Consider the following 15652-nt stretch of genomic DNA (forward strand, 5'->3'; position numbering starts at 1 on the left):
CACACGCCCAGTCACTGGTATGCGTCGCGGGGTAGCGATTGTCATGGTCTGTCTCTGTCTGCTGAGTGCCGGGTGTGCCGGCCTGTTCGGCGACGACACGGCCGCCCGGGAGACGGTGACGCCGGCTCCCGTTCCGACCGCGGATGCGACGCCGGCCCCGGCACAACGCGCCCCGGGCATCGTCGGCGACCGCGTCGTCAACGCCACCGCGCTCGGCCGTGCCCACGTGGGCCAGCTCTCGAACACCTCCTACCGGGTTCGACACACCAGAACCGTCAGGAACGACAGCGGCCTGCACAAACGGATACGAACCCGGGCCAGTATCAGTACGGGCTACCGGTCGTACACCGCCACTCGAACGGTAACCGGACCGGGCGTGACAGCGCGTGAGATTCACAGCACCTGGCGGAACGGCCGCGCGCTCGAACGAACGACCGTCAACGGCTCGACATCGACGGAGGTGGTCGCGGACAGCCGCGGCATCGGTGGCCCGCCGCGTCCCCCGCGGGCCGCGCTGTTCTTCGAACCCACGTTCAACGGCCGCCTCATCACGCTGCTATCGGTCACCAACGTCACGTCCATCCGCCCCGGCGACTCGGTCATCAAACAACTGTACGGGGTCTCGCTGTATCGCATCAAGGGAACCGGAGCGACCGATACGAGGGCAATCGCTACCCAGCCCGCCGACAGTGTGACCAACGTCTCCTTTTCGGCGACCGTGACACCCAACGGCATCATCCGGAGCTATGCGCTCCAGTACACGCTCGTCAACGGGACGGAGACGCGCCGGGTGACGGAGAGTCTCCGCTATAGCGACCTCGGAACGACAGACGTGGTGTTCGACACTTGGCACGGCTCAGCCCCGACAACTGGCCGGACCGAACAACACAACCGGACTGGCTGAGACAGTTACCGGACGCAAAACGGAGAGAGTCCCCACCCACTGTCACCAGTCCGTGCCACCACACGGACCGGGACAGTCGACACTACGCGGAGACATACGTAACGGTTTCTCCGGTTTCACGTCTCGATATGCACACTGGGCGCGCTCATCGCGTTACGGATCCGCAAAAACCGAACCGCAGTCAGTGGGTCGCTCGTTCGGAGGTCTCTCTCCGGCCGACCGCCTGACTCACGGGCTTCGCCCGTTCGTCTTTTCGAGGTCTGAGCAACGCGAAGACCTCGCTTGCCTCGCGGCTTCCGCCGCTCACTATTCGAGGACCCTCACTTCGTTCGGCCCCTCGCTTTGCTCACGGACTGCGTCCGTTCGCTCGTTCGGAGGTCTCCCTCCGGTCGACCTCCTACATCATGCCGCCCATACCGCCACCCATGCCGCCCATGCCGCCAGGGGCGCCACCGGGGCCGCCGGGACCGCCTTCGTCGCCGCCGGAGGTCGAGAGCTCGCCGGCAGCGATGATGTCGTCGATCTTGAGGACCAGGTTCGCGGCCTCTGCAGCCGAGGACACAGCCTGTCGCTTGGCGTGGGTCGGCTCGACGACACCGGTGTCGAGCGTGTTCTCGACATCGCCGGAGAAGACGTTCAAGCCGGCGCTGACATCGCCGTCCTCGTGGGCAGCGCGCAGGTCGACCAGCGTGTCGATGCTGTCGAGACCGGCGTTCTCGGCGAGCGTGCGCGGGATGATCTCCAGCGCGTCGGCGAAGGACTCGATGGCGAGCTGCTCGCGGCCCTCGACGCTGTCGGCGTAGTCGCGGAGCCGGCGGGCGACCTCGACTTCGGGTGCGCCGCCGCCGCCGAGGACGCTTCCGTTGGCGACCGTCGACGCGACAACGTCAAGCGCGTCCGTGACGCCACGTTCGAGCTCGTCGACGACGTGATCGGTCGAGCCACGGAGCAGCAGGGTGACGCCGTGGGCCTCGTTGCTGCTGCCCTCGACGTAGAACAGGCCTTCGGCCTCGTCGCGGGTGACGGAGCCGTGACCGAGGTCCTCCGCGGTCGCGGATTCGAGGTCAGAGACGATGCGAGCCCCGAGGACTTCCTTCAGGAACTCGATGTCGGACTTCTTGGCGCGGCGGACGGCCAGGATGCCCTTCTCGGCGAGGTAGTGCTGGGCCATGTCGTCGATGCCCTTCTGGCAGAAGACCACATCGGCACCGGTGTCGGCGATCTGGTCGACCATCTGCTTGAGCTGCTGTTCTTCCTTGTCGAGGAAGTTCTGGAGCTGGCTCGGGTCGTCGACGGAGAGCTGGGCGTCGACCTCGGTCTCGTCGAGCTCGATGGCCGTATCGACTAGCAGCACGTCGGCGTCGTCGACGTTCGTCGGCATCTCCTCGTGGACCGGGTCCTTGTCGATGACCGCGCCTTCGAGGAGCTCGGAGTTGCCGGCGGAGCTGCCGGTCTGCGTTTCGATGTTGAGGTATTCGAGGTCGGCGATTACGGAGCCGTCCTCGGCTTCCACGGTGACAGCGTTGACCGCGTCGACGATGAGCTGGGCGAGCAGCTCCTTGTTGAGCTCCGCGCCCTTGCCCGTCATCGAGGTCTCGGCGACCTTCTTCAGGAGTTCCTCGTCGTCGGGGTCGACCTCGGTGGCGATGTCGTCGAGTTCGTCCTTGGCCTGCGTCGCGGCCATGTTGAACCCTTTGATGATCGCCGTCGGGTGAATGTCCTGTTCGAGGAGGTCCTCGGCGTTCTTGAGGAGTTCGCCTGCGATGGCGACAGCGGAGGTGGTGCCGTCACCGGCCTCGTCTTCCTGTGTCTCGGCAACCTCGACGATCATCGAGGCTGTCGGGTTGTCGATGTCCATCTCCGTGAGGATGGTGACGCCGTCGTTCGTGACGGTCACGTCGCCCATCGAGGAGACGAGCATCTTGTCCATCCCCTTCGGGCCGAGCGTCGAGCGTACTGACTCGGCGACCGCGCGAGCGGCCGAGATGTTGTGTTCCTGTGCAGACTTGTCCTTCATCCGCTGGGAGTCCTCTCCCAGGATGATCATCGGCTGGCCCTGCATCTGGCGTTGGCTCATAATCAAGCGAAGATTGCATGTGGTTCTATATAAAAGTAGGGGTTACAGGGTCCTCGGCGGTCGCCTTCTGTCACACCCAGAACGGGTAAAACCACCGGACAAAGGTGGTATTTCCCGCCAGCAGTGGTAGCTGTTGGCACGCCCCATCAAGACGGCGACGACCTGTTTATATATTCACTCGACCGGCTCCGTCCAGTGGACTGTGACCGACCCGACAACAAAGGCGTCCTCGGAGTCGGGGTTTCGCCGGAACTGAATCGTGTTCTCGCCGAGTTGCAGCCGTTCGGGCGCAATCGTGTCCATCCAGAGCTGCCAGCCCTCGCCCGGCGCGATGTCGAACCCCGACAGCGCCTCGCCGTTGACCACGATTTCGTGCTCGAAATCCTCCACGTCAAACACCTGCATCTGGACGTACGGGTCCGCCGGTGACGAGGTCTGGAGGTCGAAGGAAATCGGGTCGGTCGAATCGCCGGTGTACTCGGCCCAGGGAACGTCGAGCGAGTCCGCCGACGGGCCGAGGTGCTGCTGGAACTGACAGAGCGCATAGTTGGCGCGACGTGACATACGAACAACGTCTCTCCAGCGGTATAAAAATCAGTGGTCGGCCCGGTCGTGCGATCCAAACGCTCACGACAGAGAGCGGAGCGCCTATGAGTGCCGGACTGTTGCCCTCCGGTATGGACGCTGCGCTTGGCCCGCCCGAGCAGATGGCCGAGCTCGAAGAAGACCTGACGCCGATGATGGCACAGTACTACGAGCTGTGCCGGCAGTACGACGACGCCCTAGTCCTCTTTCAGGTCGGGGACTTCTACGAGGCCTTCTGTGCGGCCGCACAGCGGGTCGCCCGGCTGTGTGAGATCACGCTGACCCAGCGGGAGGACTCGACCGGCGAGTACCCGATGGCCGGCATCCCCATCGACAACGCCGAGTCCTACGTCGAGACGCTGCTGGACGCGGGCTACCGGGTCGCCATCGCCGACCAGGTCGAGGACCCCGACGAGGTCAGCGGCGTGGTCGAACGCGCGGTGACGCGAATCGTCACGCCCGGCACGCTCACCGAGAACGAACTGCTTGGCGGCGCGGACAACAACTACGTTGCGGCCCTGACCGCCGGCGAGCGCTACGGGCTGGCCCTGCTCGACGTATCGACCGGCGACTGCTACGCCACGAGCGTCGGCTCCGAGAGCGCCGTCGCCGACGAACTCAGCCGCTTCGGCCCGGCGGAAGCCATCGTCGGCCCCGACGTTGACGTGGACCGGGACGCCGTCTTCGGCCCGGCCTGTCTGGTGACACGCTACGACGCGGACGCCTTCGGCCGAGAGCGCGCCGCCGACCGCGTGGGACAGTACTTCGGCCCACCAGAGCGCCTGCTCGCCGGCGACGCGGAAATCCGGGCCTGTGGCGGCCTGCTGGCCTATGCCGAATACACCCGCGGGAGCAGCGGCGCGGTCGGTCCCGACGGCGAGCCAGTCGACGCGGACGTGGACCCCGCCGGTACGCTCGACTATCTCAATCACCTCACGCGCTACGACCCGCGGGAGTACATGCTGCTTGACGCCGTCGCCGTCGAGAGCCTCGAACTGTTCGAGCGCCGGTCGGTCCGGGGCCACGAGAACCGCACGCTCGTTGATACGGTCGACGAGACCGCGTGTGCGCTGGGGCGGCGGAAACTGACCGACTGGCTCCGCCGGCCGCTGCTCGACGCCGACCGCATCGAGGCCCGCCACGGCGCGGTTGCAGAGCTTCAGCGCGACCCGGCGACCCGAGAGGCCCTCTCGGACCTGCTCGCGGAGGTGTACGACCTCGAACGGCTCATCTCGCGCGTCTCGCGGGGTCGAGCGAACGCCCGCGATCTCCGGTCGCTGGCCGCCACGCTGTCGGTCGTGCCCGATATTCGGGATGAACTCGACGAGGCCAACGCCCGGCTGCTCGCAGACCTCCATGCCACGCTGGACCCGTTGACCGAGACCCGCAAGGAAATCGAGGCGGCAATCCGCACGGACCCGCCACAGCAGGTGACCGAGGGTGGCGTCATCCGCGAGGGCTACGACGAGGAACTGGACCGACTGCGCTCGACCGAGCAGTCGGGCAAGCAGTGGATCGACGACCTCGAAGCGAGCGAGCGCGAGCGCACCGGCATCGACTCGCTGAAGGTCGGCCACAACTCGGTCCATGGCTACTACATCGAGGTGACAAACGCCAACCTCGACGCCGTTCCCGAGGACTACCAGCGCCGCCAGACGCTGAAAAACAGCGAGCGCTACTACACGCCGGAACTCAAGGAGCGCGAAGACGAGATCCTGCGCGCCGAGAGCGCGGCCGACGACCTGGAGTACGACCTGTTCTGTACGGTCCGGGACGAGGTGGCCGAGGAGGCCGAGCGCGTGCAGGCGCTCGCGGACCGGCTGGCCCGCCTCGACGTGCTGGTTTCTTTCGCCGAAGTTGCGGCCCAGTACGACTACTGTCGGCCGGCCGTCGGCAGCGACGGCATCGACATCACCGCCGGCCGCCACCCGGTCGTCGAGCGGACCGAGGACGCCTTCGTCCCCAACGACACGCAGCTGGGGAGCGGGCCGCTGCGGGAGAGCAGCGACCGGGAGTCGAACGAAGAGCAGTCTGACGGTGATACCCCCGGAGTGCAAGACCCGTTCCTCGCCGTCGTCACGGGGCCAAACATGAGCGGGAAGTCGACGTACATGCGTCAGGTCGCGCTCATCTGTCTGCTAGCCCAGGCGGGGGGCTTCGTCCCCGCGAAGGCGGCCGACCTGCCGATTCTCGACCGGGTGTTCACCCGCGTCGGGGCCAGCGACGACATCGCCGGCGGCCGCTCGACGTTCATGATCGAGATGACCGAACTAGCGACGATTCTCGACGCGGCGACCGCCGACTCGCTGGTCCTGCTGGACGAAGTGGGACGGGGCACGTCGACGGCCGACGGGCTGGCTATCGCCCGCGCCGTCACCGAGTATCTCCACGACGAGGTGGGGGCGTACACGCTGTTTGCGACCCATCATCACGACCTGACGGCCGTCGCCGCCGACCTGCCCGGCGCGACCAATCGCCACTTCGAGACCAGCCGCGAGGACAGCGACGTTCGCTTCGACCACGAACTCGCGCCCGGTCCCGCGGCGGCCTCCTACGGCGTCGAGGTGGCGAACATGGCCGGCGTCCCCAAATCCGTCGTCGAGCGCTCGCGGGACCTCCTGACGGATGCCGACGCCGGTGAAACGAGCGCCGCCGAAGAAGAGTCGGGAGACGCTGGCGAATCCGAGACGGAGGCGACGAAACCGACAGGAAACGGAACGGAGGCACCGACGGCCAGTGAGGGTCCAGCAGACGGACACACACAGGAGAAGCTTCGGACGAACGGGGCCGCCGTTGAGGGGGAGCTTCCGGAGTCAGTGACACAGCAGTTGGCGTCGCTCGACGTAGCGACGATGACGCCGATAGAGGCGATGAACGCGCTCGCGGACTTGCAGGACCGCCTCGAATAGCAGCGGTAGCGGAGATCAGCTATCGCTGTCAGCGGCCAGTTCTTCGTGCGGGCAGGCGAACATGGCCGCGACGAGTTTCTGTTCGGCGGCTCGCAGGTGCTTGTGCAGCGTGGGCTCGGAGATGTCGAGGCGGTCCGCCAGGTCCGCGGCCGTCGCCCCGCGGGGCCAGTTGTAGTAGCCCGCTTCGTGGGCCGTTTCGAGGACCTCCCGCTGGCGGTCGGTCAGCGACTCGGTGAGGGCAGCGAAGTTCTGGAACCCGAACAGCGGCACGATGGACTCACGGTGCTGTTTCGCGGCGAGGTCGGCATCGGGATAGGACGCTAGGAATTCCTCGATAACCGCCGCCGTCTCCGTTTGCTCTGGCACGTCGGCCACAACGGTCCCCTGACCGTCGACACCCCGAGCGGTCTGTGGCACCGCACCGGCGTCCGCAAGCGAGACAGCGGGACAACTGTCCTGTACGTCTAGTTCGACCAGGCCGCCGTCGCTGGTCCGGTCGAGCACCCGTGCCTCACGCCGTGGGTCGTCCTCGGCACGCTCAGCAAGCCGGTCGGGACGAGCGCCCTCGATTGAGAAGAACTCCGCGTACGTGTCGTCTGTCCGTGGGAGGCATTTCTCCAGAATCACCGAGCACGATTCCGACTCAGATACCGATACAAAGGGATACGGCCCATCAGAGAGGTCAAACTCCACGCGTGTAACCGCCCGGCCGTCACCAGGCTGTTGTGACATACAGAAGCGTAGTGAGTACGTCGTGAATAATGTTGGCATGGTTCGTGATGTTGGTTATGCTAGCCATACTGAACTTTACGTCTGGCTATTGTATTTATTATGAGGAATAAAGAACCGTGTCTGGAATGTCATCATCCGTTATCGAAGCCCACGGCCCCGAGCAATCAATTGTCACCGCGGTCGTTCGCGCCGTGGCGGCCGCAGAGGGACAACCGACGGAGTCACTCCCGCCGCTGGCCGACAGTATCAATCCGGACGCACTGACGGTGTGCATCGCCGAATCGAACACCGACGCCCACGTCGCGTTCGACTACAGCGGCCACCGCGTGGTCGTCGATACCGATGGAACGGTCACCGTAGACCGGTAGCTTCGGGGTGGTGTCGCCAGTCGGAGCGGTGGCAACGCGGACACCTCCGGCGTGAAGAACGTGAACGAGCAGTCACGGCGGCTCCAGCGAGACGAACTCCAACCCTTTCTCGGCGAGTAACTGCCGCGCTCGGTCCGTCACCGAGGGCGCGACGAGGATGCCCCGGACCTCGGTGTCAGCGTGCAGATCGCGGTCCAGCGCATCGACGTACCGGCCCAGTTGGCCGACGGCGTCGGGACCCACACGTCGGCGTTTGAGTTCCAGAATCGTCGTCCGGCCGTCGGCGTCCTCGCCGTAGATGTCGACTGCACCGGCGGGCGTCTCGCGTTCGGTCGCAAGCGGCGTGAAACCGGACTCGACCAGCGCCGGCTCGTCGAGGATGCGGTCTTTCAGGTCGGCTTCGGTTCCGGTGAGCGCGAGGTCTTCGGAATCGCTCACGTCGAAGGCGGCGGCGTGGGCCACCGTCTCGAAGACGACTTCTAGGGACTCCTCGGGGGTCGACCGCGTGGAGCGAACGACCAGCGAGCCGTCGTCGACGCTGACGCTGTGCTCACAGCCCGGCGGCTGCCAGTTCACCGGCTGCTGGCCCTCGTCGGTGTGGACCAGCGCGGCCCCGTCGGGCTTGAGCATCACGTGGCGGTCGCCCGGTCCCAGCGAACTGGTCGCCCGGCCCTCGTACTCGACCGTACAGGAGCCAACGAGCGTCACCAGCGCGCCGCGGTCAGTGGCGCGTGACGCGAGGTCCAGCGCGTCGGCGGGATCGGGATAGGTCAGCGTCTCGACGGCGGTCACGTGTGGCGGTTAGCGGTCCCCGCGTAAAAAGGACGCGTCGTCGGGGCAGTGGACGGACGCGGCGCGGTCCCGGAGCGATGCGAGCAGGGCACGTCGGACACTTGCTGGGTCCCGATCCTCGCTGTCGAGAGCACGACACACCTCGTCCTTGCGGTCGACCCACCACGTCCGGAACGCATCGGGGTCGTCGGTGCGGGCGAGGGCGATGTCGTCGATGTCCGACAACGTCGGGTCGAGCCAACAGACAGCGTAGGTCCGAACCGAGCCATCGAGAAGGACTAGCTGTTCGTAAGTCGCATCAAGGGCAGCGAGGACGGCCGACGCCGGCCAGTCACTCCCGAGCGGACGGGACTGAGCGACGGGGTCGGCGTCGACGCCCCAGTGGGCGATGCGGCAGTCGTAGCGGCCGTCTGGGCGGGTGACGGCTACGAGCGTTCGCCGGCCCATCAGGGACCACCGGATGTGTGAGCGGGCATGGGCACCCCTGGCCGCGTGGTCCTATTTGAACGCTGGCCTGCGGAACCCGTTCGCCCCCGACTCAGCCACCGGTGAGGGGCCGAGACCGACCGAAATCGCCGACCCTTGGTAACCCGGCACAACCCTCAAGTAGGACGTTCCCGTACAGTAACATATGATGGTGAGCGAGTGGCTCTACGGCGCAATCGCGCTTCTCGTGGGGCTCCACGTCCTGACCATGCTGTACGCCTACCGGCACCGGGGCGACCCCGCGGGTGCGACGGGGCAGGGCGATGCGGAAGGGCGCCGTGGCGACGCCACCGACGACAGCACTGAATCCATCGACTGCCCCCACTGCGGGGCGAGAAACGAGCAGGACTACCAGTTCTGCCGCCAGTGTGTCGCCGACCTGACAAGCGGGAACCCGCAACGGCAGCCGGCGGACCGAAGCCAGCCGTACTGACGCAGTTCGCACACCACTGTCGCTCAAACCATTCGGTTCGAGCGGTTGCGTCGGCCAAAGGATTTATTTCTTTGACGTGAAAGTTCGAATATACTGTCACGAGCGGGGTGGACAATGGAGAACGTCATCGACCTGCAGTCCTCGGACCGACCGGAGATATTCGACCGGGCGGACACCGACGGGCTGTTCGGACGCACGCGCCGGCTTCAGCAACCGCTGGGCCAGCATGTACCGACAACAGAGACACCGCGATACCTTGCGTACAACGACCGCGCCGGCGTTACCACTGCTCAGGGCGACGGCGAAGCGCTCACGCCGGCGGGCGACTACCGCGCGTTTCTGCTCGCCACGACGGTTCAGGTTCGCTTCGTCGTCGGCGACGACACCGGTGACCGGACCGTCTCGCTCCCCTACGAGGACATCGTGGCCGTCGACTGCACGTCGGGTCTCAGGACATCGACGCTCGAAATCGTCACCGTCGGTGAGGACCGCTGGGTCTTCGAGTGCAAGGGCGATCTGGCCCCAGTGCAGCGGTTCGTTGACGAAGCCACACAGAGATGGACGCGGATGCTGACCGAGTGTGACCGGGCCGAGTCCCAGGTTGAGGCCGCAGCGAACGCGCTGGAAGCGGGGAATATCGACACGGCAGCGGCACGCATCGCGTCCGCACAAGAAGCACTCGGCAGCGGCCGGCGACGGGTGGAAACACTGGGCGAGGAGACGGCAGCAGCTATCGATGACCGACTCCAGCGAGTGCAGACGCGAATCGACACCTGTCAGCGCCGACGCCACGTCAAAGCGGCCGAGAAACACCGCGACGTGGCCCGGCGCGCATGGGAGAGTCAGGAGTACGAATCGGCCGCGGACGCGTACGCACAGGCCACCGACGAATACGACCGGGCGCTGGCGGTGACCGCACCGCAGCCGTCGGCGGCGACGATCAAATCCGCCCGTAACGCGGTCGAAGACGAGTACACCGAACTGCTGTCGGCCCCGGTCGACGTGGCGCAGGTGGCCGCGAGCGCGGCCAGAGCCGCGACCGACCCGGCAGAACGGGCCAGTCACTGGGAGGACGCCCTCGACCGGTACCGAACGGCATACGAACTGGACTGGGGGCGGGAGCGCCGGTTCGACGGAGACCGGGCGTCGCTCCGGCAGGCGCTCGCAGACATCGCCGTCGAAGTGGTCGACGCACACCGCGAGGCGGGGCGACAACGTGCAGTCGGCGGCGCACCCGACCGAGCGGCTCCCGCGGCCGAGTGCGAAGATGCCGAGGCTCACTTCGAGCGGGCGCGCGAGGTGGCAGCCGAACTCGTCCCCGACAGGCGCGACCCGTCGGCTGACGAACCAGCCGTCACATCGGAGGAGCTAGCCGGTATCGAGGCGGTGCCGAAAAGTCGATAATTGTTTATCGGAGGAGGCTGGGGAACCGGTATGCGCTTTGGCGTCATCTCGACAGCGAAAATCGGGCGCGAAGACGTGATTCCGGGCATCCAGAAATCGGACCACACGGTCGCAGCCATCAGCTCCCGAAGCCGTGAGCGGGCCAGCGATGTGGCCGACAGCCTCGGTATCGACAGCGCCTTCGGCGACTACGAGACGATGTTCGCTGAGGCGGACATCGACGCGGTGTACAACCCGCTCCCGAACGCGCTCCACGCCGAGTGGAGCCAGCGGGCCGCCGACCACGGCCTCGACGTGCTCTGTGAGAAACCGCTGGCGGTCGACACCGCCGAGGCGGCAGACCTCTTCGACTACTGTGCCGACCAGGGCGTCGCCCTGATGGAGGCGTTCATGTACCAGTTCCACCCGCGGACCCAGCGAGCCAGAGAAATCGTCGAGGAGGAACTGGGCGAGATTCACACCGTCGACGCGTCGTTCAAGTTCCCACTCGACGACCCCGACAACATCCGGCTCGATCCGGAACTGGCCGGCGGGAGCCTGATGGACGTGGGCTGTTACGCCGTCAGCGCGGCGCGGGGCTTCCTCGGCGAGCCGAACCGCGCGTTCGCCCACACGCGAGACTCCTGGGATAGCGGCGTGGACACGAACCTCAGCGGCGTCCTCTCGTACGACGACGGGCGCGTCGCCTCCGTTTCCTGTGGCTTCGACGGCCCGGACCGGGACTACTATCGGGTCGAGACCGACGACGGGTGGCTCGAAGCGCCGAACTGCTTCGGCCCGGAGCACGACCAGTCAGTCTCACTGACCTACAGCGTCGACGGCCGCGAAGTCACCGAGACGTTCGACCCGGTCGACCACTACCAGTTGCAGGTCGAGGCGTTCGCGGACGCCGTCGAGAGCGGCGAGACGCCGCCAATCGACCGTGCCGAGACGCTGGGGAACATGCGCACGATGGACGCGCTGGCCCGCAGCGCCGACACCGGGGAGCCGGTCGACGTGGCCCAACCGGAGTGAGACACGGGGCGGTCGTGTGGCCTGTTGTGACAGAGCGCGAAACGGTTTTGACTGCGGCGAGTGAGACACGTACTGTGACACCCCCTACAGTGACACTACCGAGTGGCGACGAACTGCCGATGGTCGGCGTCGGGACGTGGGACATCGGCGGCGAGACCGTCCAAGAGTCCGTTCGAGCCGGACTGGATGCGGGCTACGCCCACGTCGACACGGCCGAAGGCTACAAGAACGAGGCCGAGATCGGCGAGGCGCTGGCCGACTACGACCGCAGCGACGTCTTCCTCACGTCGAAGGTACTGCCCAAGCACCTCGACTACGAGTCCGTCATCGAGGCCTGCGAGGCGTCGCTGGACCGCCTCGGGACCGACTATCTCGACCTGTATCTCGTCCACTGGCCCAACCCCGCCACCTCCATCCGCGAGACGATGAACGCGATGGCGACGCTCAAAGACCAGGGGAAGATCCGCAACGTCGGCGTCTCGAACTTCAGCGCGTACCAGCTCGGGGCCGCCCAGCACGTCGCCGACGTGCCCATCGCCGTCAACCAGATCGAGTACCACCCCTGGAACACCCAGGACCAGGTCGTCGAGTTCTGCCGCGACACCGATACCGTCGTCGAGGCGGCCGCGCCGCTTGGCCGGACCGAAGTGTTCGCCGACGAGGTCATTCAGGACCTGGCCGAGAAATACGACAAGTCGCCCGCGCAGGTCATCCTGAAATGGGCAGTCGAGAACGAGGTGGTCGTGCTGCCCAAATCTTCCTCGCCCGAACACGTCCGACAGAACCTCGAGCTGTTCGACTGGGAACTCGAGGCCGCGGATCGCGAGCGCATCGACGGTATCGAGCGCGAGCAGCCGGTGTACGACACCGGCATCAACGACTGGGACGACGACACCTACGGCATCTCACAGTAGTCCCCGATGGTCGAACCGCCCGCACTGGACCGCTGGGACGCCACGGCCGCCGCGAGCGTCGCCGCGTTGCTCGTCGTGGCCTACGTGCTGGTTCCTGACCCGACGGTCCAGTACGGGACGTGGCTGGTCATCTTCTGCATCTGGATGGCGTGGTTCGTCTTCTTCGGAGCCAAATGGTTATACGGCCCCTAGAGGGGCGCGTTGAAGCTTTTACTCGGTTCCGTGTCAGCGGAGATTTATTTACTCCCGCTCTCTATACACACCTGATGCCTCGTATCGAAGTCTCGGAGAACCTGTACCGGCAGATCGAGAGCGAAGCCAGCGAGGACGACTTCAACGACACGCTGTGGAAGATGGTCGGCTCCTATCGCCGCACGAACAACCCGGAAGCGGACCAGACGTAACGCGTATATCGCAGTTGACAGCCTGCAGCGGGTGAGACGGTTCTGTACGTTCGCTTGGCTACGATAGCTGCGGCACTCACAGCCACGGTACACCGACATCGTGTTCTGACCGTACAGCAACAGCCAGAGAGCGGCGTCACAAAACCGAACGAGACCGTCTCCGCCAAATTGTGCCCGTCACCGTGGCCGGCAAGCACTGCCGCCGGTACGCATGTTTTTAGGGTTTGAACCGCTCCGTACTGGTAATGAGGCCACGAATCGCCCTGCTGAACGCAGCCCACGACGGCGAGGACAACCGCCGGAACTTCCGGCGGGAGCTCGACGCCGACCTCGTGGAATACGACGTGACCGAACGCGAACTACCCGACACCTTCGCGTTCGACGGCTGTCTGGTCACCGGCAGCCGCGCGTCGGTCTACTGGGACGAGCCCTGGATCCGGGACCTCGAAGCCTGGGTCGGCGAGGCAATTGACCGCGATATCGCGTTCCTGGGCGTCTGTTTCGGCCACCAACTGCTGGCGCACGCGCTGGGCGGCACCGTCGAGCCGATGGACGAGTACGAGATCGGCTACCGGACCGTCGAACACGACGGCGAGAACGAATTGCTCGCCGGCGTCAACGAGTCCTTTACCGTCTTCACGACGCATTCGGACCACGTCGCCGAGGTGCCGCCGGGCGCGACCACGTTCGCCGAGAACGACTACGGCGTCCACGGGTTCCGGAAGGGCAACGTCTTCTCGGTCCAGTTCCACCCCGAGTACGACCCCGAAACAGCCGAGACAGTGACGGAAGGGAAGGACGACCAGCTCTCCGACGAGCGCATCGAAGCGGTGCTGGACGGTGTCACCGAGGAGAACTACCGCGCGGCCTGCGAGGCCAAGCAGCTGTTCGACAATTTCACCACGTTCGCCGCGCGTCAAGCGCGCGACGGGACCGGCTCCGCTGCCGCTGCCGACGACTGAGCTCTCGCCGTATTTGCGGGCGGGTCAGGTGAATCGGCCGGTCTCGGCTCCACATTCCTCACAGCGAGTCACCAGCGCGTCCCGGTCATCCGTCATCTCGACGTAGTTGTGCGTGCGCCCGCCACAGTCCTCGCAGTGTCGGAGCATCTCAGTGTCGCCCATCTCCTGTGGCGCGCCGAGCGCGAGCGCAACGACGCGTTCGTTGCCGTCGTTGTAGCCGCGTTGCCACTCGCCAGGGGCAAATCGGATGGCCTCGCCGGCCTCGACGCGCACGTCACCGTCCTCCGTCTCGAACGTCGCTGTGCCCGACTGAACCAGAAACACCTCCTCCTGGTTTGGGTGGCGGTGGTAGCCGAAGCCGAAGGAGTCGCCGGGCTCCAGTTCATAGTAGTTCAGCGCGATGTCGTCGGCGTCGAGCGGCCCGGCGAGCGCTCGCTTGACCGACGCCGGCCCCATTCGAGGCTCGACGGTGTCGACGGTGACTTTCTCCATAGCTGTCAGTACAGCCGGACAGTCCTTAATCGTTGGTCAGACGGGAGACGCTGTGGCGATCCCGCTACGGCAAGAGAAGAGAAACGGAGCGTCGATCACTCGCGTCGGTCGATATCGAGTTCCTCGTCGAGGTCTTCGAGCCAGTCGGCGTCTTCCAGTTCCGCCATCTGTTCACGGAAATGTGTCTTGCAGACACCGACCTTGACGCCGTCGTTCTCGACGGCGATGTCGGCCTCACGGTCGCAGTAGTGACACTGCATACTTGAATGATAGTCCCGGACGACATTGAACCCTCGGGTTCCGTCTGCCAATCGTCAGACGCCGAGCGCCGTTTCGACCCGGTCCCAGGCGGCCGCATCGAGGCCGGTCCCACCCAGCGTCTCGCCGTGGGCGTCGCTGCCGCCGGTCGGGACGAGGTCATACCGCTCGATAGCGTCGTCGACGAGGCTGTCGTCGACCGTGCGGCCGTAGGGATACCACCGTTCGACGGCGTCGAGCGGAGCACATCGGGACAGCGCGGCTTCCGTATTGGGGTATCTGAACGGGTGAGCGAGGCCGACCAGCCCGCACGCATCCGAGAGTACCGCACAGCCGCGCTCGAATGAAGGGACCTCCCGGGCGACGTAGCACGGACAGTCGCCGCCGATGAGTTCGTCGAACGCGGACTGGAAGGTGTGGTCGGACACCTCGGCGATAGCGCGGGCGATATGGGGCCGACCCAGGCCATCGCGCGGTTCGACGGGGAGTGACACGCCAAGGCGGTCCTCGACGCAATCGATGATTCGCGCGCCGCGTTCGCGGCGGTTCCGCTGGATGCGGTCGCACTCGGCCCGGAGTTCGTCGGTCGGGTCGACGCCGTAGCCCAGCAGGTCCAGTCGCTGCGTCTCGGTTTCAACGCGGAGTTCGATGCCGTGGAGGAGGGTCACGCCGTCCCGCTCAGCGATGGGGCCGTCGAGTTCGGGCTGGAGTCGGTCGTGGTCCGTGACGGCGACGATCTCGACACCCGCTCGGTTCGCGGCGGCCGGGACCTCGTCAAAGGAGAGGGCCCCATCGGAGCGGGTCGTGTGTACGTGCAAGTCAGCGACGACCATACCGATCCCACAACTCCCAGCGGGAAGCCGCTTCCGCTAAAATCATGGGACACGGACACATGGCTCGTGAGTGCCTTATACGCAT

At 65.9% G+C, this 15652-nt stretch carries 18 protein-coding genes; 10 read left to right on the forward strand and 8 right to left on the reverse strand.

What is annotated here, in order from left to right:
• Positions 1 to 19 precede the first annotated feature (19 nt).
• Positions 20 to 904, forward strand: a complete 885-nt coding sequence (locus tag Harman_RS07345) for a hypothetical protein (protein WP_137683173.1) — start codon at positions 20 to 22, stop codon at positions 902 to 904.
• Between the two features lie 397 nt (positions 905 to 1301).
• On the opposite strand, the gene thsB is transcribed toward Harman_RS07345, so the two are convergent.
• The gene (gene thsB / locus Harman_RS07350) at positions 1302 to 2981 is read right to left on the reverse strand and encodes a thermosome subunit beta (protein ID WP_394347811.1); all 1680 of its coding nucleotides are present in this window, start codon (positions 2979 to 2981) and stop codon (positions 1302 to 1304) included.
• Between the two features lie 174 nt (positions 2982 to 3155).
• Positions 3156 to 3545, reverse strand: coding sequence for a DUF7383 domain-containing protein (locus Harman_RS07355; RefSeq protein WP_137683174.1), 390 nt, complete (start codon positions 3543 to 3545; stop codon positions 3156 to 3158).
• 113 nt (positions 3546 to 3658) lie between these two features.
• Here Harman_RS07355 and mutS point away from each other — a divergent pair, with 113 nt between their 5' ends.
• Positions 3659 to 6475 carry a DNA mismatch repair protein MutS gene (mutS, locus tag Harman_RS07360; protein ID WP_137683175.1) on the forward strand — a complete coding sequence of 939 codons (2817 nt, stop codon included), beginning with the start codon at positions 3659 to 3661 and terminating at the stop codon, positions 6473 to 6475.
• Positions 6476 to 6490: 15 nt separating this feature from the next.
• Here the strand turns inward: mutS and Harman_RS07365 are convergent, their stop codons facing one another.
• A complete protein-coding gene (locus tag Harman_RS07365) occupies positions 6491 to 7207 on the reverse strand; it encodes a helix-turn-helix domain-containing protein (RefSeq protein ID WP_137683176.1) in 717 nt (238 codons plus the stop codon).
• 125 nt (positions 7208 to 7332) lie between these two features.
• Here Harman_RS07365 and Harman_RS07370 point away from each other — a divergent pair, with 125 nt between their 5' ends.
• Positions 7333 to 7575 (forward strand): HalOD1 output domain-containing protein, encoded by a 243-nt coding sequence (locus tag Harman_RS07370; protein ID WP_235007172.1) that lies wholly within the window; start codon positions 7333 to 7335, stop codon positions 7573 to 7575.
• 72 nt (positions 7576 to 7647) lie between these two features.
• Here Harman_RS07370 and nucS read toward each other — a convergent pair whose 3' ends face one another.
• Positions 7648 to 8367, reverse strand: coding sequence for an endonuclease NucS (gene nucS / locus Harman_RS07375; RefSeq protein ID WP_137683178.1), 720 nt, complete (start codon positions 8365 to 8367; stop codon positions 7648 to 7650).
• Between the two features lie 9 nt (positions 8368 to 8376).
• Positions 8377 to 8814 carry a DUF6735 family protein gene (locus Harman_RS07380; protein WP_137683179.1) on the reverse strand — a complete coding sequence of 146 codons (438 nt, stop codon included), beginning with the start codon at positions 8812 to 8814 and terminating at the stop codon, positions 8377 to 8379.
• Positions 8815 to 8998: 184 nt separating this feature from the next.
• On the opposite strand from Harman_RS07380, the gene Harman_RS07385 reads away from it, so the two are divergent.
• The 7 genes from Harman_RS07385 to Harman_RS07410 all read left to right on the forward strand — a co-directional run bounded on the left by Harman_RS07385 (position 8999) and on the right by Harman_RS07410 (position 13984).
• Positions 8999 to 9286 carry a zinc ribbon domain-containing protein gene (locus Harman_RS07385; RefSeq protein WP_137683180.1) on the forward strand — a complete coding sequence of 96 codons (288 nt, stop codon included), beginning with the start codon at positions 8999 to 9001 and terminating at the stop codon, positions 9284 to 9286.
• 114 nt (positions 9287 to 9400) lie between these two features.
• Positions 9401 to 10690 (forward strand): hypothetical protein, encoded by a 1290-nt coding sequence (locus Harman_RS07390; protein ID WP_137683181.1) that lies wholly within the window; start codon positions 9401 to 9403, stop codon positions 10688 to 10690.
• A gap of 30 nt (positions 10691 to 10720) precedes the next feature.
• On the forward strand, positions 10721 to 11704 hold the full coding sequence (locus Harman_RS07395; protein WP_137683182.1) for a Gfo/Idh/MocA family protein: 984 nt from the start codon (positions 10721 to 10723) through the stop codon (positions 11702 to 11704).
• Between the two features lie 119 nt (positions 11705 to 11823).
• A complete protein-coding gene (locus Harman_RS07400) occupies positions 11824 to 12618 on the forward strand; it encodes an aldo/keto reductase (protein ID WP_137683744.1) in 795 nt (264 codons plus the stop codon).
• 6 nt (positions 12619 to 12624) lie between these two features.
• Positions 12625 to 12810 (forward strand): hypothetical protein, encoded by a 186-nt coding sequence (locus Harman_RS07405; protein ID WP_137683183.1) that lies wholly within the window; start codon positions 12625 to 12627, stop codon positions 12808 to 12810.
• Between the two features lie 74 nt (positions 12811 to 12884).
• A complete protein-coding gene (locus tag Harman_RS21460; protein ID WP_200830855.1) occupies positions 12885 to 13022 on the forward strand; it encodes a hypothetical protein in 138 nt (45 codons plus the stop codon).
• A gap of 245 nt (positions 13023 to 13267) precedes the next feature.
• Positions 13268 to 13984: a type 1 glutamine amidotransferase gene (locus tag Harman_RS07410; protein ID WP_137683184.1), complete on the forward strand. Its 717-nt coding sequence runs from the start codon at positions 13268 to 13270 to the stop codon at positions 13982 to 13984.
• 24 nt (positions 13985 to 14008) lie between these two features.
• Here the strand turns inward: Harman_RS07410 and Harman_RS07415 are convergent, their stop codons facing one another.
• From Harman_RS07415 to Harman_RS07420, 3 genes are all read right to left on the reverse strand, one after another.
• On the reverse strand, positions 14009 to 14476 hold the full coding sequence (locus Harman_RS07415) for a cupin domain-containing protein (protein ID WP_137683185.1): 468 nt from the start codon (positions 14474 to 14476) through the stop codon (positions 14009 to 14011).
• Positions 14477 to 14571: 95 nt separating this feature from the next.
• Entirely contained in the window at positions 14572 to 14736 is a 165-nt protein-coding gene (locus Harman_RS21465) for a DUF6757 family protein (protein ID WP_004516452.1), read from the reverse strand.
• Positions 14737 to 14790: 54 nt separating this feature from the next.
• Positions 14791 to 15567 (reverse strand): PHP domain-containing protein, encoded by a 777-nt coding sequence (locus Harman_RS07420; RefSeq protein WP_137683186.1) that lies wholly within the window; start codon positions 15565 to 15567, stop codon positions 14791 to 14793.
• Positions 15568 to 15652: the final 85 nt, after the last annotated feature.

Source organism: Haloarcula mannanilytica (assembly GCF_005406125.1).
In the GTDB taxonomy this organism is placed as follows: Archaea; Halobacteriota; Halobacteria; order Halobacteriales; family Haloarculaceae; genus Haloarcula; species Haloarcula mannanilytica.

Excerpts from the sequence above, each read along its gene's own strand:
- Harman_RS07390 (WP_137683181.1), top strand. The coding sequence starts at position 9,401 with ATGGAGAACGTCATCGACCTGCAGTCCTCGGACCGACCGGAGATATTC.
- Harman_RS07365 (WP_137683176.1), bottom strand. The coding sequence starts at position 7,207 with ATGTCACAACAGCCTGGTGACGGCCGGGCGGTTACACGCGTGGAGTTT.
- Harman_RS07385 (WP_137683180.1), top strand. The coding sequence starts at position 8,999 with ATGATGGTGAGCGAGTGGCTCTACGGCGCAATCGCGCTTCTCGTGGGG.
- Harman_RS07420 (WP_137683186.1), bottom strand. The coding sequence starts at position 15,567 with ATGGTCGTCGCTGACTTGCACGTACACACGACCCGCTCCGATGGGGCC.
- Harman_RS07400 (WP_137683744.1), top strand. The coding sequence starts at position 11,824 with ATGGTCGGCGTCGGGACGTGGGACATCGGCGGCGAGACCGTCCAAGAG.
- Harman_RS21465 (WP_004516452.1), bottom strand. The coding sequence starts at position 14,736 with ATGCAGTGTCACTACTGCGACCGTGAGGCCGACATCGCCGTCGAGAAC.
- thsB (WP_394347811.1), bottom strand. The coding sequence starts at position 2,981 with ATGAGCCAACGCCAGATGCAGGGCCAGCCGATGATCATCCTGGGAGAG.
- Harman_RS07355 (WP_137683174.1), bottom strand. The coding sequence starts at position 3,545 with ATGTCACGTCGCGCCAACTATGCGCTCTGTCAGTTCCAGCAGCACCTC.
- Harman_RS07380 (WP_137683179.1), bottom strand. The coding sequence starts at position 8,814 with ATGGGCCGGCGAACGCTCGTAGCCGTCACCCGCCCAGACGGCCGCTAC.
- Harman_RS07405 (WP_137683183.1), top strand. The coding sequence starts at position 12,625 with ATGGTCGAACCGCCCGCACTGGACCGCTGGGACGCCACGGCCGCCGCG.
- Harman_RS07395 (WP_137683182.1), top strand. The coding sequence starts at position 10,721 with ATGCGCTTTGGCGTCATCTCGACAGCGAAAATCGGGCGCGAAGACGTG.
- mutS (WP_137683175.1), top strand. The coding sequence starts at position 3,659 with ATGGACGCTGCGCTTGGCCCGCCCGAGCAGATGGCCGAGCTCGAAGAA.
- Harman_RS21460 (WP_200830855.1), top strand. The coding sequence starts at position 12,885 with ATGCCTCGTATCGAAGTCTCGGAGAACCTGTACCGGCAGATCGAGAGC.
- Harman_RS07410 (WP_137683184.1), top strand. The coding sequence starts at position 13,268 with ATGAGGCCACGAATCGCCCTGCTGAACGCAGCCCACGACGGCGAGGAC.
- Harman_RS07415 (WP_137683185.1), bottom strand. The coding sequence starts at position 14,476 with ATGGAGAAAGTCACCGTCGACACCGTCGAGCCTCGAATGGGGCCGGCG.
- Harman_RS07370 (WP_235007172.1), top strand. The coding sequence starts at position 7,333 with ATGTCATCATCCGTTATCGAAGCCCACGGCCCCGAGCAATCAATTGTC.
- Harman_RS07345 (WP_137683173.1), top strand. The coding sequence starts at position 20 with ATGCGTCGCGGGGTAGCGATTGTCATGGTCTGTCTCTGTCTGCTGAGT.